The 23011-nt window shown below is 35.1% G+C and carries 14 protein-coding genes, 4 tRNA genes, 3 rRNA genes and 1 other annotated feature; all 21 genes read left to right on the top strand.

Annotated features, from left to right (window positions below; all coding sequences use genetic code 11):
* Positions 1-242: 242 nt before the first annotated feature.
* The 21 genes from DMR38_RS20560 to DMR38_RS20460 all read left to right on the top strand — a co-directional run bounded on the left by DMR38_RS20560 (position 243) and on the right by DMR38_RS20460 (position 22889).
* On the top strand, positions 243-1022 hold the full coding sequence (locus DMR38_RS20560; protein WP_127723478.1) for a type III pantothenate kinase: 780 nt from the start codon (positions 243-245) through the stop codon (positions 1020-1022).
* A gap of 8 nt (positions 1023-1030) precedes the next feature.
* Entirely contained in the window at positions 1031-1993 is a 963-nt protein-coding gene (gene dusB / locus DMR38_RS20555; RefSeq protein WP_127723476.1) for a tRNA dihydrouridine synthase DusB, read from the top strand.
* 58 nt (positions 1994-2051) lie between these two features.
* A complete protein-coding gene (locus tag DMR38_RS20550; RefSeq protein WP_127723474.1) occupies positions 2052-2873 on the top strand; it encodes a hypothetical protein in 822 nt (273 codons plus the stop codon).
* A gap of 169 nt (positions 2874-3042) precedes the next feature.
* Positions 3043-3522 carry a transcription elongation factor GreA gene (gene greA, locus DMR38_RS20545; RefSeq protein ID WP_127723472.1) on the top strand — a complete coding sequence of 160 codons (480 nt, stop codon included), beginning with the start codon at positions 3043-3045 and terminating at the stop codon, positions 3520-3522.
* 16 nt (positions 3523-3538) lie between these two features.
* Positions 3539-5050 (top strand): lysine--tRNA ligase, encoded by a 1512-nt coding sequence (gene lysS, locus DMR38_RS20540; RefSeq protein ID WP_127723470.1) that lies wholly within the window; start codon positions 3539-3541, stop codon positions 5048-5050.
* A 130-nt stretch (positions 5051-5180) separates the two neighbouring features.
* Positions 5181-5255 (top strand) — tRNA-Asn (locus DMR38_RS20535).
* Between the two features lie 82 nt (positions 5256-5337).
* Positions 5338-5506: a binding site (T-box leader), on the top strand.
* Positions 5507-5591: 85 nt separating this feature from the next.
* The gene (locus DMR38_RS20530; RefSeq protein WP_127723468.1) at positions 5592-6983 is read left to right on the top strand and encodes a glycine--tRNA ligase; all 1392 of its coding nucleotides are present in this window, start codon (positions 5592-5594) and stop codon (positions 6981-6983) included.
* Between the two features lie 458 nt (positions 6984-7441).
* The gene (gene murD / locus DMR38_RS20525; RefSeq protein WP_127723466.1) at positions 7442-8818 is read left to right on the top strand and encodes a UDP-N-acetylmuramoyl-L-alanine--D-glutamate ligase; all 1377 of its coding nucleotides are present in this window, start codon (positions 7442-7444) and stop codon (positions 8816-8818) included.
* A 573-nt stretch (positions 8819-9391) separates the two neighbouring features.
* A 16S ribosomal RNA gene (locus tag DMR38_RS20520) occupies positions 9392-10901 on the top strand.
* Positions 10902-11306: 405 nt separating this feature from the next.
* Positions 11307-14196: ribosomal RNA gene (locus tag DMR38_RS20515) — 23S ribosomal RNA — on the top strand.
* A 146-nt stretch (positions 14197-14342) separates the two neighbouring features.
* Positions 14343-14459 (top strand): 5S ribosomal RNA (rrf, locus tag DMR38_RS20510).
* The 16S, 23S and 5S rRNA genes sit together here with 3 tRNA genes alongside, the layout of an rRNA operon.
* A gap of 5 nt (positions 14460-14464) precedes the next feature.
* Positions 14465-14541: transfer RNA gene (locus tag DMR38_RS20505), tRNA-Ile, on the top strand.
* A 3-nt stretch (positions 14542-14544) separates the two neighbouring features.
* Positions 14545-14620 (top strand) — tRNA-Ala (locus DMR38_RS20500).
* Between the two features lie 54 nt (positions 14621-14674).
* Positions 14675-14749, top strand: a tRNA-Asn gene (locus tag DMR38_RS20495).
* Between the two features lie 219 nt (positions 14750-14968).
* Positions 14969-17053, top strand: a complete 2085-nt coding sequence (fusA, locus tag DMR38_RS20490) for an elongation factor G (protein WP_127723464.1) — start codon at positions 14969-14971, stop codon at positions 17051-17053.
* A 130-nt stretch (positions 17054-17183) separates the two neighbouring features.
* The gene (locus DMR38_RS20485; RefSeq protein WP_127723462.1) at positions 17184-17423 is read left to right on the top strand and encodes a hypothetical protein; all 240 of its coding nucleotides are present in this window, start codon (positions 17184-17186) and stop codon (positions 17421-17423) included.
* 77 nt (positions 17424-17500) lie between these two features.
* Positions 17501-18127, top strand: coding sequence for a histidine phosphatase family protein (locus DMR38_RS20480; protein ID WP_127723460.1), 627 nt, complete (start codon positions 17501-17503; stop codon positions 18125-18127).
* 152 nt (positions 18128-18279) lie between these two features.
* Entirely contained in the window at positions 18280-18762 is a 483-nt protein-coding gene (locus DMR38_RS20475) for a CtsR family transcriptional regulator (protein WP_127723458.1), read from the top strand.
* A 73-nt stretch (positions 18763-18835) separates the two neighbouring features.
* Entirely contained in the window at positions 18836-19384 is a 549-nt protein-coding gene (locus DMR38_RS20470; RefSeq protein ID WP_127723456.1) for a UvrB/UvrC motif-containing protein, read from the top strand.
* A gap of 2 nt (positions 19385-19386) precedes the next feature.
* Positions 19387-20427 (top strand): protein arginine kinase, encoded by a 1041-nt coding sequence (locus tag DMR38_RS20465; protein ID WP_127723454.1) that lies wholly within the window; start codon positions 19387-19389, stop codon positions 20425-20427.
* 20 nt (positions 20428-20447) lie between these two features.
* Entirely contained in the window at positions 20448-22889 is a 2442-nt protein-coding gene (locus tag DMR38_RS20460) for an ATP-dependent Clp protease ATP-binding subunit (RefSeq protein ID WP_127723452.1), read from the top strand.
* Positions 22890-23011 lie beyond the last annotated feature (122 nt).

Genomic DNA, 23011 nt, shown 5'->3' with positions numbered 1-23011 from the left:
AATGCTCCTATGTATATTATGAAAGTGATTATCACAAAGTTGTAGGAACTTTGGAGTATATGATTCTCTTTAAAATGGATGATAGCAATTTAATCTTGACAAATAAAATTTTATTGATACAATTAAATTATTATTTTGACTTAAGTTGATGATTTTTAGGGGCAGCTACAAAGCTGCTCCTTAATTGTGTATATCATGTAAGTAATCATTATTATTTCAATTTAGAAGGGTGGTGTTGTTTAATGATTCTAGTTCTAGATGCAGGAAATACTAACATTGTTCTAGGAGTATATGATGGAAGTAAACTTATTTCAGTATGTAGATTGTCTACAGATTCTAAAAGGACAGCAGATGAATATGGGATTCAAGTAATGGAACTTTTCTTACACGAAAAATTGGATCCTTCAGATATAAAAGGAGTTATTATATCCTCTGTAGTTCCAAATATAATGTACTCGTTAGAACATATGATAATGATATATTTTGGGATAGTTCCAATTATAGTTGGACCTGGAGTAAAAACTGGAATAAATGTGAAGTATGATAACCCAAGAGAAGTAGGGGCAGATAGAATAGTAAACGCTGTAGCAGCTCATGAAATGTACAAAAGATCTCTAATTATAATAGATTTTGGTACAGCTACTACATTTTGTGCAGTTACTGCAAAGGGGGATTATTTAGGCGGAGTAATATGCCCTGGAATAAAAATATCTGCAGATGCTTTAGTTGAAAAGGCAGCTAAGCTTCCAAGAGTGGAAATAACCAAGCCTCAAAAAGTAATATGTAAAAATACAGTTGCTAGTATGCAATCCGGCATAGTGTATGGTTATATTGGCCAGGTGGATTATATAGTTGGAAAAATGAAAAAAGAAATGATGGATTTAGGAGAAGATGAACCTTTTGTAATAGCTACGGGGGGCCTCGCTAAACTGATAAATGAGGAGTCAAAGTCTATAGATACAATAGATTCTATATTGACATTAACAGGACTTAAGATAATCTATGACAAAAATAAAGAGTAGGTGCTTTAATGAAAATAGGAAATTTTGAATTGAAAGACAATGTGGTTTTGGCTCCTATGGCTGGAGTTACAGATAGGGCTTTTAGAGAATTGTGCATAGAGATGAAGTGCGGATTTACCTATACAGAAATGATAAGTGCCAAAGCTCTTTTTTATGACAGTGATAGAACTAAGCAGATGCTTAAGGTGTCTTCTATAGAAAAGCCTTTAGGTGTTCAAATATTTGGAAGTGATCCACTTATAATGGCTAAAGTTTGTGACCTTTTTAATTGTAATGAAGATATTGCCATTATAGATATAAATATGGGGTGCCCTGCTCCTAAAATAGTAAAAAATGGAGAAGGATCTGCACTTATGAAAAATCCTCATCTTGCTTCTCAAATAGTAAAAGAAGTGAAAAAAGCTTCTTTAAAACCAGTTACTGTAAAAATGAGAATAGGATTTGACTTTGATAATATAAATGTAGTGGATTTTGCCCAAATTATGGAGCAATCAGGAGCTGATGCTGTGACCGTTCATGGTAGAACTAGTACACAGATGTATAATGGCAGTGCAAATTGGGATATAATAAGTCAAGTAAAGAAAAAAGTGAACATTCCCGTAATCGGAAATGGAGATGTATTTACAGCAGAAGATGCAGTAAGATTGTTTAATAATACAGGATGTGATGGGATAATGATTGGAAGAGGTTCTATGGGAAATCCGTGGATATTTAAACAGATATATGAAATTAGAAATCATCAACCTGTTATATTCCCAGGTCCTTCAGAAAAAATAAATTTGTGTATGGAACACTACAGAAGGGCAATATATTACAATGGTGAGGATAAAGCTGTAAGAGAAATGAGAAAGCACATAGCGTGGTATATAAAAGGACTAAAAAATAGTAAAGAGATAAAAGATAAAATAAATTATGAAAAAAAGAGTGAAAATGTATTCAAAATTTTAAATGAATATAAATCTTTGTTGTAATTTTTAATAGAATAGGAGAATAGGATATTACTGTAAGCAATGTAATAGGAAGAAAAGTGTGAAATCCATTTTGTATACTACATCGCAAAAAAATGAATTCTATAATGACAGCAGTTTTTGGGGAAAAATTAAAGATAGATTTAGGTTAAAATTGAAGGAAAAAATCTTTATAAAAGAATTAAAGCTAGAAATAAAAAATGTTAAATTTCCGCCAAATATTAATATAGAGTCTTATAATAATAACATCCTAAGAGCAAAAAAGATATCGGGGATAGGAGATATGGAGCTAGCTCCTAAAGTATATAGATATTTAGATTATAATTTATACAATAAATTTCAAAGAGAGCTAATGGCTTTTAGTATTATAAAGAGTTTAAAAGTTATACTTAGGATCAAAAAAAAGAGTATAAGACATAGTTGTATAGTTGTTTATGATGCTTCGGATAGAATTTTATTTGATACTATATGTTATTTAGCTAGAGAGGCTAAAGATATAATATTACTTTCTAAAGATATTATGAAAGCTAGTGGTATTGGACAATATATTATTGCTAATTATGGAATAACTCCTATAATTACATCTGATATGAAGTTTTCTTTCGAAAGTGCAGATTTTGTAATAAGTTCTAAAAATGTCACTGTAAAGAATGATGCATATGTATGGTATATAGATAATAGTTATATGCCCAGCAATAGAGGCACAATAGTAAACGATGTTAGCTATAAAGTTCCATGGAATTGTGAGTACAATGGAGTATCTTTTGAACTTTTAGGGTCTATACTTTGTCAAATGAATGAAAAAAATGTGGAAAAATCTTTATCCTATAATGGCATATTTCTTGATAAAATAAAATTTAATGAGGATATGATAGTTTTATAATCTAAGGGAAATTGTAGTATAAAAATTCAATTTTCAAAATGTTGACATTATAATGGGGCTGTTTTATAATTACTTAAATAATAATTAGTATGAGTAAAAATGAGCACATTGGTGGTTAATAGGGTTATCTATAAGAATTTTAGATAAATTGTTAAAAGGGGATAGTTAAATGAGTGGATCAAAAAAATATGTAATGACCTATGAAGGTATAACAAAACTTGAGGATGAATTAGAATATTTAAAAACAGTTAAAAGAAGAGAAATTATGGAAAAAATTAAAGTAGCACTTTCTTTTGGAGATTTAAGCGAAAATTCAGAGTATGATAGTGCTAAAAATGAACAAGCATTTGTAGAAGGAAGAATAGTACAACTTGAAAATATGCTAAAAAATGCTACTATAGTAGATGAAGAAGAAATTCCGCCAGGAGTAGTAGGTATAGGATCTATTGTAAAGGTTAGGGATTATGATTTTAATGAGGAAGTAGAATATTTGATTGTAGGGTCTGCAGAAGCTGATCCAATTAACAATAAAATATCCAATGAATCTCCAGTAGGTAAAGGACTTGTAGGTAAAAAAGCTGGGGATGTAGTTGAAGTACAGATTCCAGATGGAGTTAGTAAGTACGAGATACTTAGTATAAGAAGATAATTGGAGGGTAACATTGATGTCAAAAGACGAAAAGAAATTACATGCACTAGAAGAAAAGTCTAATGAGCTCATTAGGGAGAGACTGCAAAAATTTGAAGACCTTAAAGAAGCAGGAAAAGATCCTTTTGACGTATATAAAGTAGAAAGGACACATACTTCAAAAGAAGTAAAGGACAACTACGATACTTTAGAAGGTAAAGATGTAACTGTAGCAGGAAGGCTTATTTCGAAAAGAGTTCATGGAAAAGCTGGATTTTCCGATTTATATGATAGATATGGAAAGATACAGTTATATATAAGGATAAACGATGTAGGTGAAGAGAAATTAAAAGAGTACAAATCCTATGATATTGGTGATATTTTATCTGTAACTGGTAGAGTGTTTAAAACAAAGACAGAAGAAATATCAATTCATATTACAGATTTTGAGCTGGTAGCTAAATCTCTCAAACCGCTTCCAGAAAAATGGCATGGATTAAAAGATCCAGATTTGAGATATAGGCAGAGATATGTGGATTTAATAATAAATAGTGATGTTAGAGATACTTTCTTGAAGAGAACTGCCATAATAAAGTCAATAAGAGAATTCCTAGATAACAAGGACTACATAGAAGTGGAGACTCCAATACTTTCGTCAATAGCTGGAGGAGCTGCAGCAAAACCTTTTACAACTCATCATAATGCACTTGATATAGATATGTATTTGAGAATTGCTACAGAACTGTATCTTAAAAGACTTATAGTTGGTGGATTTGAAAAGGTATATGAAATAGGTAAATGTTTTAGAAATGAAGGTATGGATATAAGGCATAATCCAGAATATACATCGATTGAATTATATGAAGCTTTTGCAGATTATAACGATATGATGGAAATTACTGAGAATATGATAGCTTATGTATGTGAGAAAGTCCTTGGTACTACAAAGGTAGTTTATGAAGATACAGAAATAGACTTTAAGCCACCATGGAATAGAATTACTATGGTAGAGGCAGTTAAAAAATTTGCAAATGTGGATTTTGATGAAGTGAAAGACGATGAGGAAGCTAGAGAAATTGCTAAAGAGAAACATATTGAATTAAAGAAGGAATTGAAGGATTGTTCAAAAGGCGATATATTGGATGCTATGTTTGAAGAATTTTGCGAAGAGCAATTCATTCAACCTACTTTTGTAATGGATTATCCTGTAGAGATATCACCTCTTACTAAAAAGAAGAGAGGAAATCCTAAGTTTACAGAAAGATTCGAAGGATTTATATTTGGGAGAGAAATATGTAATGCATATTCAGAACTAAATGATCCTATAGTGCAGAGAGAAAGATTTATGCAGCAGCTGAAAGAAAGAGAATTAGGTGATGATGAGGCATATATGATGGATGAAGATTTCTTAAATGCACTTGAGATAGGCATGCCTCCAACTGGAGGTTTGGGAATAGGAGTAGATAGACTTGTAATGTTTCTCACAAATTCTCCTTCAATAAGGGATGTTATATTATTTCCTACAATGAAGCCAAATCAACAGCAGTAAGTATATAACTTGTTTGAAGACCTAAGGAAATTCCAGTTAAAATCCATAGGCCTTCAAAATGTTTTTACATAAAAAATAAAAAAATGTTGCATTTTCAAAATACCATGATATAATATTATATGTAAGTTATTCCGTGGTAGCTCAATGGTTGAGCATTCGGCTGTTAACCGAAGGGTTGGAGGTTCGAGCCCTCTCCACGGAGCCATTTCATTTTTTGTAATAGTTAAAGACTTATTATTTACATTTAAAGATAATAGGATAAAATGAAAATTATATAGAAAAAATTAATATATGCTGTGATAAAGAATAGTATTAATGTAAATCTCTACAGAGAAGTTGTGGATGGTGTAAACAACTGAGATTTCATTTATGAAGGAACTTTTGAGCTAACTATGTATTTAAAGATGAGCTTGTGCTAAAAAGGGTGGAACCGCGGAAATAAAATTCGTCCCTTATGTGGCAGGTTCTTTTTTTATATTTTAAAATCCCGATTTAATGTTTAATAATAAGTAATGAATTAAAATAGAAAGGGGAAAAAATAATGTCTTTTGAAAAAACTATGGATAAAGTAGTAGCTTTAGCTAAAAGTAGAGGATTTGTATATCCTGGGTCAGATATATATGGGGGCCTTGCTAATACATGGGATTATGGGCCTGTTGGAGTAGAGCTAAAAAATAATGTAAAGAAAGTTTGGTGGCAAAAGTTTGTTCATGAAAGTGAACATAATGTAGGAATAGATTGTGCCATACTTATGAATAATGAAGTTTGGGTAGCTTCAGGTCATGTTGGAAACTTTTCTGATCCACTTATGGATTGTAAAGAATGTAAGGCTAGGTTTAGAGCTGATAAATTGGTAGAAGAACATATGACAGAACAGGGAGTAGAAAAGGCTAGTGCTGATGGATGGAGCAATGAAAAGCTAAAGAAATACATAGATGACAACAATATTGTTTGTCCTAGCTGTGGAAAGAAGAATTTTACCGATATCAGACAATTTAATCTTATGTTCAAAACATTTCAAGGAGTTACAGAGGATTCAAAATCAGAAATATATCTGAGACCTGAGACTGCACAGGGTATATTTGTAAACTTTAAAAATGTTCAAAGAACAAGTAGAAAAAAAATACCTTTTGGAATAGCACAAATAGGTAAATCCTTTAGAAATGAAATAACTCCAGGAAACTTTACTTTTAGAACTAGAGAATTTGAACAGATGGAGCTTGAATTTTTCTGTAAACCAGGAACTGATTTAGAATGGCATGATTATTGGAAAAAGTATTGCTGGAATTTCTTATTGAGTCTTGGAATAAAAGAAGAAAATATAAGATTTAGAGATCATGATAAGGAAGAACTTTCCCATTATAGTAAGGCAACTTCTGATATTGAATATTTATTTCCATTTGGATGGGGCGAACTTTGGGGTGTAGCAGATAGAACGGATTATGATTTAAAACAGCATCAAGAGCATTCTGGTAAGGACATGACTTATTTAGATACGGTAACTAAGGAAAAATATATACCATACTGCATAGAACCTTCTGTAGGAGCTGATAGAGCTGTACTTGCATTTTTAGTTGATGCATATGATGAAGAAGAATTAGAAGGAGGAGATGTGAGAACAGTACTACATTTTCACCCTGCTATAGCTCCATTTAAAGCAGCTATCTTACCTCTTAGTAAAAAATTATCAGAAAAAGCTTTAGAAGTATACAATATTTTAAGAAAAGATTTTAATGTGGAGTATGATGATGCAGGAAGTATAGGTAAGAGATATAGAAGAGAAGATGAAATTGGAACGCCTTATTGTATAACAGTAGATTTTGATACAATGGATGACAATACTGTTACTGTAAGAGATAGGGATACCATGGAGCAGTTTAGAATAAAAATAGAAGAATTATCGACGTTTATGCAAGAAAAAGTACAGTTTTAGTAAAAGGTGTCATATAAATTTGATAAAATTTATATGACATCTTTTGTTATTCCGAGGTTATTTATTCAGGATATCAATGTTCTATGTTTTTTTTTATTAAAAAAATTTACCGAATCAAAAGATCCGGTAAATTAGGGTTTAATCATGGGGATATGTTATATGTTTAATTAAAACTTGGGGAATTATATTAATGTTTCCTTACGGCACAAACATAGTATAACATAACACAATAATAATTTTCAATAGAGTCATATAAAGTCATTAAATTAAATATTTTCTCACAATTTAGATTTTAATAGCATATTAAGACGAACAAGCTAAATGATGTGAAGCATTATTTAAGATCTATACCGATGGAGTTATTTTAGTACTATATCTGCTTCATACAAATTTGTAGAAAATTATGTTATGATATAAGCGTGATCATAATTAGCAGATTTATTTTTGGAGGTTTTTTAATGAAGGAAGATTTTGATAACTTTAAAAAGTTTATAAAGAATAAAAAAACGGCAGTGGTTGGAATAGGAATAAGTAATAGACCTTTAATTAATTTTTTATTGGGACTGGGTGCAAAGGTAAGTGCTTTTGATAAAAAAGATGAAGGGGAACTTGGTGAAGTTACCAAGGAGTTAAAAAAGCGAGGAGTGGTTTTAGTATTAGGCAAAAATTATCTCGAATATTTAGATGATTTTGATGTAATATTTAAGACTCCTTCTATGAGAATAGATAGTCCTGCACTTGTAAAAGCTAAACAAAATGGTGCATATGTAACTTCAGAAATGGAAGAGTTTATTAAATATTGTCCTGCTAAGATATATGGAGTAACTGGCAGTGATGGAAAAACTACAACTACTACGCTTATATATAATATGTTAAAGGAACAGGGATATAAAAGTTGGGTTGGTGGAAATATAGGTACCCCATTATTTTCTAGGATAGAAGAAATAAATCCTAAGGATAAGGTGGTTCTTGAACTTTCAAGCTTTCAACTTATGGGCATGGATGTATCACCGGAAGTAGCTGTGATTACTAATATAAGTCCAAACCATCTTGATATTCATAAGGATATGGAAGAGTATGTAAATGCAAAAAAAAGTATATTTAAGTATCAAGGGAAGCAGGATGTGGTTATTCTTAATAGAGATAATGAGTGTACTAATGCTATGGCAAAAGAAGCTAAAGGAAAAGTAAGACAGTTTAGTATTGAAGAAGAATTAACTTCTGGTGGATATTTAAATGGAGACATTTTATGTATTGATGGGAAAAAAGTATGCAAGATAAGTGAAGTTAAACTTAGAGGAATGCATAATGTTGCAAATTTGCTTACTGCATTTTGTGCAATTAAAGAGGATGTTTCTGTAGATAATATGAAAAAAGTTGCTACTACATTTGAGGGAGTAGAGCATAGGTGTGAATTTGTAAGAGAATTAGATGGAGTTAAATATTACAATGATTCTATTGCTTCTAGTCCTACGAGAACATTGGCAGGACTAAGGGCTTTTGAGAAACCTGTAATATTAATAGCAGGTGGGTATGATAAAAAAATACCTTTTGATGTTTTGGCAGAGGAAGGATATTCAAAAATAAAAACTTTAATACTTATGGGTGCTACAAAAGATAAAATTAGAAAATCATTTGATAAACTTAAGTGTGAAAAGGGAATTGATGTGCCTATAGTAACGGTAGATTCACTAACAGATGCAGTAAATGCTGCTAGAGAGTTATCAAGTAGTGGCGATATTGTGACTTTTTCACCTGCATGTGCTAGCTTTGATATGTTCCCTAATTTTGAAGTTAGGGGCAATGCGTTTAAGGACATAATAAATAATTTTTAAAATATATCAGAGGAGAAATTGTTATAAAGAAGCAATTTCTCTTTTTTTGTTAAATTCATTGTAATAACGTTTCCCCGTGTATCGGTATGTGAATATTAAAGATTTTTATAGAGATTTATAGTATTATTTAGATAAACAATGCACATAATATTTAAGTATATAAAAGAGAATTGTAGGTATGGTATTATATCAACTGTTGTCACGTAAATAAGTTACACAGTTTCTTAAAAACAAATTAAAAAGAATGTGTTGACAAAGAAAAAAATACATGATAAACTATAAAAGCTGTCGAAGTGAGACAGCAAAATGATCCTTGAAAATTAAACAGAGGAAGATATAAGTACAACTTATTTAGAATAAACCAGCAATTCTTTTGAGCTGCGAGAGCAGCTAAAAAAGTAATTTCGAGTATGTTACGGTTACGTAATATATTAAAAATTGGTAGTAGCGAGCAAGACAAGGAAAAGTTTGAATGAGGAGCGGAGTTTACTTAAGTAAATGAGCACCGCAATGAAAGCTTTGACGCAGTATTGCGAAGCTAATAGCAATTTTCTATAGAGCCATATAAACTTTTAAATTAAGAGTTTGATCCTGGCTCAGGACGAACGCTGGCGGCGTGCTTAACACATGCAAGTCGAGCGATGAAGCTCCTTCGGGAGTGGATTAGCGGCGGACGGGTGAGTAACACGTGGGTAACCTACCTCAAAGAGGGGGATAGCCTCCCGAAAGGGAGATTAATACCGCATAATAATCAATTTTCACATGAAAACTGATTTAAAGGAGTAATCCGCTTTGAGATGGACCCGCGGCGCATTAGCTAGTTGGTAGGGTAACGGCCTACCAAGGCGACGATGCGTAGCCGACCTGAGAGGGTGATCGGCCACATTGGAACTGAGAGACGGTCCAGACTCCTACGGGAGGCAGCAGTGGGGAATATTGCACAATGGGCGAAAGCCTGATGCAGCAACGCCGCGTGAGTGAAGAAGGTTTTCGGATTGTAAAGCTCTGTCTTTGGGGACGATAATGACGGTACCCAAGGAGGAAGCCACGGCTAACTACGTGCCAGCAGCCGCGGTAATACGTAGGTGGCGAGCGTTGTCCGGAATTACTGGGCGTAAAGAGTGCGTAGGCGGATATTTAAGTGAGATGTGAAATACCCGGGCTTAACCCGGGCACTGCATTTCAAACTGGGTATCTGGAGTGCGGGAGAGGAGAATGGAATTCCTAGTGTAGCGGTGAAATGCGTAGAGATTAGGAAGAACACCAGTGGCGAAGGCGATTCTCTGGACCGTAACTGACGCTGAGGCACGAAAGCGTGGGTAGCAAACAGGATTAGATACCCTGGTAGTCCACGCCGTAAACGATGAGTACTAGGTGTAGGAGGTATCGACCCCTTCTGTGCCGCAGTAAACACAATAAGTACTCCGCCTGGGAAGTACGATCGCAAGATTAAAACTCAAAGGAATTGACGGGGGCCCGCACAAGCAGCGGAGCATGTGGTTTAATTCGAAGCAACGCGAAGAACCTTACCTGGACTTGACATACCCTGAATATCTTAGAGATAAGAGAAGCCCTTCGGGGCAGGGATACAGGTGGTGCATGGTTGTCGTCAGCTCGTGTCGTGAGATGTTAGGTTAAGTCCTGCAACGAGCGCAACCCCTGTTGTTAGTTGCTAACATTTAGTTGAGCACTCTAGCAAGACTGCCGCGGTTAACGCGGAGGAAGGTGGGGATGACGTCAAATCATCATGCCCCTTATGTCCAGGGCAACACACGTGCTACAATGGGCAGTACAGAGAGAAGCAAGACCGCAAGGTGGAGCAAACCTCAAAAACTGCCCCCAGTTCGGATTGCAGGCTGAAACTCGCCTGCATGAAGTTGGAGTTGCTAGTAATCGCGAATCAGAATGTCGCGGTGAATACGTTCCCGGGCCTTGTACACACCGCCCGTCACACCATGAGAGCTGGCAACACCCGAAGTCCGTAGTCTAACTTAGGAGGACGCGGCCGAAGGTGGGGTTAGTAATTGGGGTGAAGTCGTAACAAGGTAGCCGTAGGAGAACCTGCGGCTGGATCACCTCCTTTCTAGGGAGTCGAAAGATAGAGTATAATCTATCTTATAAATTGATGGTTTAAGTAAGTTTACAATCTACTCTGTTTAATTTTGAAGGATCATAGATTCTTCTTTCATTTTACAACCAATTAGGAAAGTAAAATGAAAAATTGTCCTTTGAAAATTGCACAGTAAATAAGAAATTAAAAAATTGATAGTAACAAGCAGATCAAGGAAAAACATGAGCGAGGAACAGAGTTTACTTATGTAAATGAGTACCGCAGCGAATGATTTTGACGAAGATATGCAAAGTTAATAACAATTTTTAAAAGTAAAGCTAAGGTTATAATATAACCTTTGTAGAATAACTTTAGTATCATTCTAAACATTTAAGATGATACAGAGAAAATTGCAAATAGCAATTTTCGATAATGAAAGGTCAAGCTACAAAGGGCGCATGGAGGATGCCTTGGCACCAGGAGCCTAAGAAGGACGCGATAAGCTGCGAAAAGCTCTGGGTAGGCGCAAATAGCCAGAGAACCAGAGATATCCGAATGGGGAAACCCACCTAGCAAACACTAGGTACTGCAGACTGAATACATAGGTTTGTAGAGGCAAACCCGGGGAACTGAAACATCTAAGTACCCGGAGGAAGAGAAAGAAACATCGATTTTCTAAGTAGCGGCGAGCGAAAGGGAAAGAGCCCAAACCAGGAACTTGTTCCTGGGGTTGCGGATAGATTATAAATACTGTGAAGTGCTAATTGAAGAGAGCTGGAAGGCTCTGCCGGAGAAGGTAAAAGCCCTGTAAATGAAAGCAAAGAACAGTCAGATCTAATCCAGAGTACCACGAGACACGAGAAACCTTGTGGGAAACAGGGAGGACCACCTCCCAAGGCTAAATACTACCTGGTGACCGATAGAGAAGGAGTACCGTGAGGGAAAGGTGAAAAGAACCCCGGGAGGGGAGTGAAATAGAACCTGAAACCGTGTGTCCACAAACAGTCGAAGTACGTAAAGTACGACGGCGTGCTTTTTGTAGAACGAGCCAGCGAGTTACGATGTGCAGCAAGGTTAAGTACTTAAGGTACGGAGCCGGAGGGAAACCGAGTCTGAAAAGGGCGCGAAGTTGTATGTTGTAGACCCGAAACCGAGTGACCTATCCATGGCCAGGTTGAAGCGGAAGTAAAATTCCGTGGAGGACCGAACCACGTTGGTGTTGAAAAACCATGGGATGAGCTGTGGATAGCGGAGAAATTCCAATCGAACTCGGAGATAGCTGGTTCTCCTCGAAATAGCTTTAGGGCTAGCGTCGGAAATGAGTAATGGAGGTAGAGCACTGAATGGGGTAGGGGCTGACAACAGTTACTGAACCTTATCAAACTCCGAATGCCATATACTTGAATTCCGGCAGTCAGACTGCGAATGATAAGATCCGTGGTCAAAAGGGAAACAGCCCAGACCACCAGCTAAGGTCCCAAAGTGTAAGTTAAGTGGGAAAGGATGTGTGATTTCTAAGACAACTAGGATGTTGGCTCAGAAGCAGCCACTCATTTAAAGAGTGCGTAATAGCTCACTAGTCAAGAGATCATGCGCCGAAAATGTCCGGGGCTAAAACTTACCACCGAAGCTGTGGACTCGAAAGAGTGGTAGAGGAGCATCCTGTATGAGTAGAAGTCGTACCGGAAGGAACGGTGGATTGTACAGGAGAGAGAATGCTGGCATAAGTAGCGAGAAATAAGTGAGAATCTTATTGGTCGAAAACCTAAGGTTTCCTGGGGAAGGTTCGTCCGCCCAGGGTAAGTCGGGACCTAAGCCGAGGCCGAAAGGCGTAGGTGATGGACAATCGGTTGAAATTCCGATACCGCATAAAAGCGTTTGACAAAAGGGATGACGCAGGAGGATAAGGTGTGCATACAATTGGATGTATGTCTAAGCACCGAGTCAGGTATACCAGGAAAATCCGGTATATCAATGATGAGGTGTTATGGGGAACCCGTAAGGGGAAGTACCTGATTTCACGCTGCCAAGAAAAGTCTCTATGGAGTTTTTATGTGCCCGTACCGCAAACCGACACAGGTAGGTGAGGAGAGAATCCTAAGACCATCGGAAGAATTGTTGTTAAGGAACTAGGCAAATTAACCCCGTAACTTAGGGAGAAGGGGAGCCACGCAAGTGGCCGCAGAGAAAAGGCTCAAGCAACTGTTTATCAAAAACACAGGTTTCTGCTAAAGCGAAAGCTGAAGTATAGGAGCTGACGCCTGCCCGGTGCTGGAAGGTTAAGGGGAAGACTAAGCGTAAGCGAAGGTCAGAACTTAAGCCCCAGTAAACGGCGGCCGTAACTATAACGGTCCTAAGGTAGCGAAATTCCTTGTCGGGTAAGTTCCGACCCGCACGAATGGCGTAATGATTTGAGCACTGTCTCGACAACAAATCCGGCGAAATTGAAGTGCAAGTGAAGATGCTTGCTACCCGCGATTGGACGGAAAGACCCCGTAGAGCTTTACTGCAGTTTAGCACTGAATTTCGGTATTGTCTGTACAGGATAGGTGGGAGACTAGGAAGTAGTGGCGCCAGCCATTACAGAGTCGATGTTGGGATACCACCCTGACAGTACTGGGATTCTAACCGGGCTCCATGAAACTGGAGACGGGACAATGTTAGGCGGGCAGTTTGACTGGGGCGGTCGCCTCCTAAAAAGTAACGGAGGCGTACAAAGGTTCCCTCAGAAGGGTTAGAAATTCTTCGAAGAGTGCAAAGGCAGAAGGGAGCTTGACTGCGACACAAACAAGTGGAGCAGGGACGAAAGTCGGGCTTAGTGATCCGGTGGTACCTCGTGGGAGGGCCATCGCTCAACGGATAAAAGCTACCTCGGGGATAACAGGCTGATCTCCCCCAAGAGTTCACATCGACGGGGAGGTTTGGCACCTCGATGTCGGCTCGTCGCATCCTGGGGCTGAAGTAGGTCCCAAGGGTTGGGCTGTTCGCCCATTAAAGCGGCACGCGAGCTGGGTTCAGAACGTCGTGAGACAGTTCGGTCCCTATCCGTCGCGGGCGCAGGAAATTTGAGAGGAGCTGTCCTTAGTACGAGAGGACCGGGATGGACCGACCGCTGGTGAACCAGTTGTTCCGCCAGGAGCATAGCTGGGTAGCCAAGTTGGGAAGGGATAAACGCTGAAAGCATCTAAGTGTGAAGCCCACCTCAAGATAAGATTTCCCATAGCGTAAGCTAGTAAGACCCCTCGAAGAACACGAGGAGATAGGTCAGAGGTGTAAGCAGGGCAACCTGTTAAGCTGACTGATACTAATAGGTCGAGGGCTTGACCAAATAAAAAGCGAAAGAAAAAAGTTTACTGTGCAATTTTGAGAGGACAAAGTTTTTCTTAGACTATAAAATTTTTATAGTTAAATTCATGTTTAGTATTGACAGTTGTTTAAAAGCACTGTATAATATGAAACTGTGATAAGAAAATATCTGGTGGTAATGACGTGAAGGTAACACCCCTTTCCATACCGAACAGGAAGGTTAAGCTTTAGAGTGCCGATGGTACTGCAGGGGAGGCCCTGTGGGAGAATAGGTCGTTGCCAGGTTATAAGGATCTTTAGCTCAGTTGGTTAGAGCAACCGGCTCATAACCGGTGGGTCCGGGGTTCGAGTCCCTGAAGGTCCACCATGCGGGGGTATAGCTCAGCTGGGAGAGCATCTGCCTTGCACGCAGAGGGTCAAGAGTTCGAATCTCTTTATCTCCACCAAAACGAGTAACATTTTGTTACTCGTTTTTTAAAGAAATACATTGCATAGATTGTTCCGTGGTAGCTCAATGGTTGAGCATTCGGCTGTTAACCGAAGGGTTGGAGGTTCGAGCCCTCTCCACGGAGCCATTTTTATTTTTTGAAAATGTCTAAAATAGATTAGTAAAAATAAACCAAAGGTAGCTCACCTTTGGTTTATTTTTTTATAGAGCGCATATTTTAGGCACTTGTTTTCATAGATAATAATATAAAAATAAAATTATTTTGAAAATTTAATTAATTGTAGGAGGAATTTTAATTAGCAAATAGAATATATAATTAATCAGAAAGTAAGGGGAGGGATTGCTTATGAAAAAATATTCAGTAAATAATTTAAGAAATGTAGGATTTATTGGACATAGCGGTTCTGGTAAAACTACATTAACAGAAGCAATACTTTATTATACAAAAGTTGTTGATAGGCTTGGGAAAATTGAAGATGGAAGTACTGTTAGTGATTACGGTATTGAAGAAAAAAAGAGAAAAATATCGATATCTTCATCTTTAGCTTCCTGTGAATGGAAAAATACAAAGATAAATTTGGTTGATATGCCAGGATATTTTGATTTTATAGGAGAAACTATGGAAGGATTGAGAGCAGTTGATGTAGCTATAATTGTTTTATCAAGTGTATCTGGAATCCAAGTGGGAGCTGAGAAATCTTGGAGTGGTGTCAATAAAAGTAAACTTCCTAGAGCTTTTTATATAAATAAGTTGGATAGAGAAAATTCAGATTTTGATAAAACGTTGGCAGAATTAAAAGAAAAGTTTGGTATGTCTGTAGTACCAATTCAATATCCTATAGGAAGTGAAAATAATTTTAAAGGAATTGTAAACGTTATTTCTGGAAAAGCTAAAATAATGAATAATAAGAACATAATAGAAGAAACTACTATACCAAAAGACATTTCAGATAAAATTACAAAATGTAGGGATATGGTTATGGAAGCTGTGGCAGAAACGGATGAGGAACTTTTAGATAAATATTTTAGTGAGGGTACTTTAAGTCATGAAGACATTTATAAAGGATTAATAAGAGGCTGTTCAAAAGGTGAAATTACACCTGTGATGTGCGGTTCTGCTGTAAATGGGATAGGAATAGACACTTTATTAGAAGATATAATTCAATGTTTTCCATCTCCTGAAGTTTCAGAAGTAATTGATGTTAATTTAGAACAGAAATCACAGGTTGCGGTTAAAGCAGACGAAAAGAGCCCATTTTCAGCTTTTATTTTTAAAACTATAGCGGACCCTTTTGTAGGTAAGCTATCTTTATTTAGAGTCATGACCGGCAAGCTCAAATCAGATATGACAGTGTATAATGTGAAAAAAGATAAAAGTGAAAAAATAGGAACTTTATATTTCTTAAAGGGAAAGCAGCAGATACCTGTATCGGAAATAGTGGCTGGAGATATTGGTGCTGTTGCTAAACTACAATTTGCCAGCACAGGTGATACCTTATGTGACCCATCGTCTTTAGTTGTATTTAAAGATATTAAATTTCCTAAACCAGTAATTTCAATGGCTATGTTGCCTAAATCTAAAAATGATGAGGATAAAATATTTAATGGATTAAGTAAACTGTTAGAGGAAGATCCTACTTTTAAGATATCTAGAGATGTAGAAAATGCAGAGACTATAATTTCTGGACAAGGTGAAGTTCACATTGATGTGATATCATCTAAATTGAAGTCTAAATTTGGTACGGATGTTATTTTGAGAGAACCCAAAGTACATTATAGAGAAACAATAAAGAAAACCTCAGATGTACAGGGTAAGCACAAAAAGCAATCAGGAGGACATGGACAGTATGGGGATGTAAAAATTAAGTTTGAACAAAGAAATGATAATGAAGATGATTTAGAATTTGTGGATAAAGTAGTAGGAGGAGTAGTTCCAAGACAGTATATACCAGCAGTTGAAAAGGGGTTAAGAGAATGTATTAACCATGGTGTTTTGGCTGGATACCCTATGATAAGGATAAAAGCCACATTACATGATGGATCATATCACCCAGTAGACTCTTCAGAAATGGCTTTTAAGGTAGCAGCATCTTTAGCTTATAAGAAAGGAATTTTAGAAGCTGATCCTGTATTATTAGAACCAATCTTACATGTAGAAGTATGTGTCCCTGAAGAGTATATGGGAGATATAATTGGAAATGTAAATAAACGAAGAGGTAGAGTACTTGGAATGGAGACCGATGGGAAAAATCAGATAATAATAGCTGAAGTACCTGAAGCAGAGATGTTTAAGTATGCTACAGATTTAAGATCCATGACTCAAGCTAGAGGAAGTTTCAACATGAGATTTGAAAGATATGAAGAGGTTCCAGATGTTCAAGCAAATAAGATAATAGAAAGCAAAAATAAAATAAAAGTTAGGCAAGAATAAATTTCAGCCTCAATAGAATATAATTCTATTGAGGCTTTTTAAAATTAAATATTGTGTATATTTTAATTCACTACAATAAATAATAATTTTATTAATCATTAGATGAACTTTTCAATTAAGGAGAGATTATATGTCTGAATATAAAATGAGCATAAAAGGTAAAATTACTTTAGAGGATTATAGTAGTATATATGATTATATAGCAATAGTAAATAAAAATGATAAATTAACTATAGTTGTAGATAGTAATGAAGATAAAAATGTAGACATAGTGTGCAATATGTTAAAAAATAAGTATTTTACTGTTAATCCAAATGAAACCTGTGATGGAGGAAAGTATTGTATAAAAGCATTTAAGAATGTGGATTAAATTATATAGTTACTATATATATGTTATAATAAAAAGTTATAAGATCTATATTTGTTTAATGAAAAGGAGATAAAAATATGATCGAGTTATATATAGTAAGACATGGGGAAACAGTATGGAATACAGAAAAAAGAATGCAAGGTAGAAAAGATTCACCTCTCACGAAAAAGGGGATAAGGCAAGCTAATGAACTGGCAAAAAGGATAAAAGATATAAGAATTAATGTAATATACTCAAGCCCTCTAGGTAGAGCAATGAAAACAGCAAAAATATTAAGAGCACAAAGAAATATACCAATAATAAAGGATGATAGGCTTATGGAGATAGATTTAGGGGATTGGGAAGGATTAGATGAAAAAGAAATTAAGGTGAAGAACTCAAAAGAGCTTTATAATTTTGGTACAAACCCTAAAATTTATAAACCTGACAATGGTGAGAAATTTGAACAGGTTAAGATTAGGGCAGTATCTTTAATAAAAGATATCATGAATAACTGTGCAGAAAAGCATGTTCTGATTGTTACTCATACTATAACTTTAAAGACCATGATGGCGTATTTTGAAAATACATCTTTGGAGAAATTTTGGGATTCACCCTATATTTATCAAGCAAGCTTAAGTCAGGTAAACATAACTAAAGGTAAAGCTAAAGTTATTCTACATGGTGATTATTCTCATTTAACACATATAAACAGTATACAATAGTATGTATTAGAAAAAGGGAGAGAATAGCATCTAAATTTAATATTTATGTACAAAACAAATATATTTAGTCAAATATAGAAGTTGAATAAAACCTGAAATAATAATATTATTAATTTAAGGTCAAAGAAAGTCAAAGTCAAGAAGGTGGTAAATTGGCAAGATTATCAGATATAATAGAAGACTTTATAAAAGAAATGCTTAATAATAGTGAGGAGACTAAACTTCAAATTGGCAGAAACGAACTAGCTAATTATTTTAGTTGTGCGCCTTCCCAGATAAATTATGTATTGACTACTAGATTTACTATGGATAAAGGTTATTATATAGAAAGTAAGAGGGGCGGTGGTGGATGCATAATTATACGAAAAGTAGAATTTGACTGTAACGAGAATTTACTTAAAAGCATAATAGAAAAAATAGGGGATGCCATAACATACAATGCTGCTGCACAACTTATAGAAACACTACTTGAAGAGCAGGTTATAACGGAAAGAGAAAACATAATATTAAAGACTATAATAAATGATAGGACACTAAATATTGAGTTGAACAATAAAAATAAATTTAGGGCAGATATATTAAAATCAATTATAGTAGTTATATTTAGGAGTCCTAAATTTGATATGAATAGATAAGTAAATATATGATATAATATTTATTGTATTAAATTACATTAAATGTTAATCATATGTGTATAGGAGTGGTGATATGATTTGTGATATATGTAAAAAGAATGAAGCTACAGTTCATATAACAAAAATAGTAAATGGTTCCAAGCAGGATATTAATTTATGTGAAAAATGTGCTATGGAAAAGGGAGAACTTAATTTTGTACCTCAAATAGACTTTGTTTCTCCATTTGGATTTCAAAATATTTTAAGCGGAATTATGGATTATATGACAAGCGGAAATAATGAAGAACAAAAAACTTTTGATATATCTTGTAAAACTTGCGGCACATCGTATAGTGAATTTAAAAAAACGGGTCTTTTAGGATGTAGTGAGTGTTATAAGAATTTTAGTAATATTTTAGAACCTGTAATTAAGAGAGTTCAAGCAAATTTAGGCCATACAGGTAAGATACCTAAAAATCAAGGGAAAAGTATTATTGAAAGAAATAAGCTTTTGAAGTTAAAGTCAGATCTTCAAAAGGCAGTATCTTTAGAGGAGTATGAAAAAGCAGCAACTATAAGAGATGCTATAAAAGAAATTGAGAAACAAGTTCATGTGAGCAGCGAAAATAGGAAGGAGGGTTAACTTTGAATAATTGGACGACTACTTGTGATGACAGCAACGGGGGTTTGGTAATAAGTAGTAGGATAAGATTAGCTAGAAATTTAGCTGAAGTTCCATTCCCACATAAATTAAATGAAGAAAAAAGCAAAGAGGTAATTAAACTAGTAGAGAATGCTTTTTATACACCTTCCAGTAATAAGGACACATTTAAGACCAATTATTTGTGGGAAGAAACTGATAATGAGAAGCGAAATTATCTGGAAAAACACCTTATAAGCAAAAACTTGATAGATAACAGTTACAAATCTGCTTTTATACTAGATAATCAGCAGACTATAAGCATTATGATAAATGAAGAAGATCATATTAGAATCCAATGTATAACAGCAGGGCTAAATTTAGAAGAAGTGTATAATGTAAGTGATAAAATAGATGATTTATTGGAAGAAAATTTGAAATATGCATTTGATGAAAAGTTAGGGTATCTTACGGCATGTCCTACTAATATAGGAACAGGGCTTAGAGCTTCTGTTATGCTGCATTTGCCAGCACTTTCTTTAAACAATCAGATGAATGGATTTTTAAATGCACTATCTCAAGTTGGAATGACTGTTAGAGGATTATATGGTGAGGGTTCAAAGGCTATAGGAAATATATATCAGATTTCTAATCAGGTTACTTTAGGTAGAAGCGAAGAGGAAATACTGAGCAATTTAAAAGCTGTAGTTGTTCAGGTAACAAATGAAGAAAAGATTTCTAGAGAAAATCTTATGAAAAAATTTAAATATGAGATAGAAGATAAAATTTATAGAGCATTGGGTATATTAAAATCAGCAGTGATTTTAAATGTAAATGAATGTTTCAAGCTTTTGTCTGATGTAAGATTAGGCGTTGAAATGGGAATAATTAAGAATATAAGTAAGGCAACCTTGAATAATCTTTTAGTAAGTACGCAGCCTGCTACAATACAAAATGGAAATGAGAAAATTTTATCAGCCATTGAAATGAATCTTAATAGAGCAAAAATTGTAAAAGAAAAATTAAATATTGACAAAGTTCAATAAGAAGGATGGTGAAATATACTATGATGTTTGGAAGATTTACGGAAAGAGCACAAAAAGTATTAGTTTATGCTCAAGAAGAAGCACAAGCACTTCAACATGGATATGTAGGTACAGAACATATACTTTTGGGAATATTAAAAGAAGAAGGAATATCCAGAAATCTTTTAAGTGATATGAATGTAAATATTGAAACAGTAAGAAATTTTATAGAAGAATATGAGGGTAGGGGAGAAATAAATTTGTACAATAAGGAAATCCCGCTTACTCCAAGGACGAAAAGGCTTTTAGAATTAAGTTTGTTTGAAGCCAGAAATCTAAACCATAACTATATAAGTCCGGAGCATATTCTACTTGCACTTATAAGAGAGGCAGAAGGAGTTGCATTTACTATTTTAAATAATTTGGGAGTGGATTTTAACAAATTGAGGAAAGAACTTGTGGATTCACTTTCAGGAGAGCAATCATCGATGAATTCAAGCAGTACTAAGAAAGAAAATGGAGAGCCAACCCCAACTTTAGATCAGTTTGGAAGAGACTTAACAGACATGGCAAAAGAAGGAAAGCTGGACCCTGTTATAGGAAGAGATAAGGAAACTCAGAGGGTTTTGGAAATACTAAGTAGGAGAACTAAGAATAACCCTTGTCTAATAGGAGATCCTGGTGTAGGTAAAACTGCAATTGCAGAAGGATTGGCAGAAAAGATAGTATCGTGTAATATACCTGAACTTCTAAGGGGAAAAAGAGTAGTAACATTAGATCTTTCTTCAATGATAGCGGGATCAAAATATAGAGGAGAATTTGAAGAAAGACTTAAAAAAGTTATGGAAGAGATAAGAAAATCAGGTAATGTAATATTATTCATAGATGAAATTCATACTATAATAGGAGCAGGAGCAGCAGAAGGTGCTATAGATGCATCTAATATATTAAAACCAGCTTTGGCTAGAGGAGAAATACAATGCATAGGAGCCACTACTATAGATGAATATAGAAAATACATTGAAAAGGATGCTGCACTTGAAAGAAGATTTCAGCCTATAATAGTAGGAGAACCTACTAAAGAAGAGGCGGTTCTAATATTAAAAGGTCTTAGAGATAAATATGAGGCCCACCATAGGGTAAAAATAATAGATGAAGCAATAGATGCAGCAGTAAATTTGTCGGATAGATATATTACTGATAGGTATTTACCTGATAAGGCAATTGATCTTATAGATGAAGCAGCTGCTAAAGTTAGAATACAAAACTTAATTGCTCCACCAGATTTAAAAAATTTAGAAGAAGAATTAGAAAAGGCAACTAAGGAAAAAGAGGATTCTATTAGGGTACAAGATTTTGAAAAAGCTGCTAGTTTAAGGGATAAAGAAAAGGAATTAAAAAATAAATTAGAAGGATTAAAAACTAACTGGAAGACTAAAAAAGAAGTATCTACACTTACGGTAGGAGAAGATCAAATTGCATCGGTAGTATCTCAGTGGACTAATATACCTGTGGAGAAGTTAACTGAAAGAGAATCGGAGAGATTGCTCAAGTTAGAGGAAATTCTTCATAAGAGAGTAGTAGGTCAAGATGAAGCAGTTAAATCCATTTCTAAGGCAGTAAGAAGGGCTAGAGTTGGACTTAAGGATCCAAAGAGACCTATAGGTTCATTTATATTTTTGGGACCTACGGGTGTCGGAAAAACTGAATTGTCAAAAGCTTTGGCAGAGGCTATGTTTGGTGATGAAAACAACATGATAAGAATTGATATGTCGGAATATATGGAAAAGCATACGGTATCTAGGCTTATAGGATCCCCTCCAGGGTATGTAGGCTATGATGAAGGGGGACAGCTTACTGAAAAAGTAAGAAGAAATCCTTATTCGGTAGTACTGTTTGATGAAATAGAAAAAGCACATCCAGAAGTATTTAATATATTGCTTCAAATACTTGAAGATGGAAGATTAACCGATGGAAAGGGAAAGACAATAAACTTCAAAAATACCATAATAATAATGACTTCTAATGTAGGAGCAGCTACCATTAGGAAACAAAAATCTATGGGATTTACTGCCACTAAAGGTGATGACAAAGAAAGTCAATATGAAAAGATGAAAGATAATATAATGGAGGAACTTAAAAATTCTTTTAGGCCTGAGTTCTTAAACAGAATTGATGATATTATAGTGTTCCATCAGTTAGAAGAGGAAGATTTGAAACAAATAGTAAAACTCATGTTAAAAGATGTTTCCTTAAGGCTTGAAGATAAGGAAATAGAAATTGGATTTACAGATAAAGCACAGGAACTCTTGGCAAAAGAAGGCTTTGACGTAACTTATGGTGCAAGACCGCTTAGAAGAGCGATTACAAAAACTGTAGAAGATAAACTTTCTGAAGAAATGCTTAGAGGTAATGTTAAAAAAGGAGATAAGGTTAAGGTAGTTGTAGAAAAAGGAGAATTATTATTTAATAAAGTCAATTAATGATTGACTCGGATAAAATTAAACTTTATACTTTTTACAGTATAAAGTTTAATTTTTATCCGATGACTACCTGCTCTAATACTCCCACGGACTCCGCGAAAGCGATTGTCATCGAATAGAAG

Origin of the sequence: Clostridium sp. AWRP (genome assembly GCF_004006395.2) — a bacterium.
GTDB lineage: Bacteria > Bacillota > Clostridia > Clostridiales > Clostridiaceae > Clostridium_B.
This window is presented reverse-complemented; position numbering and strand designations above follow the sequence as displayed.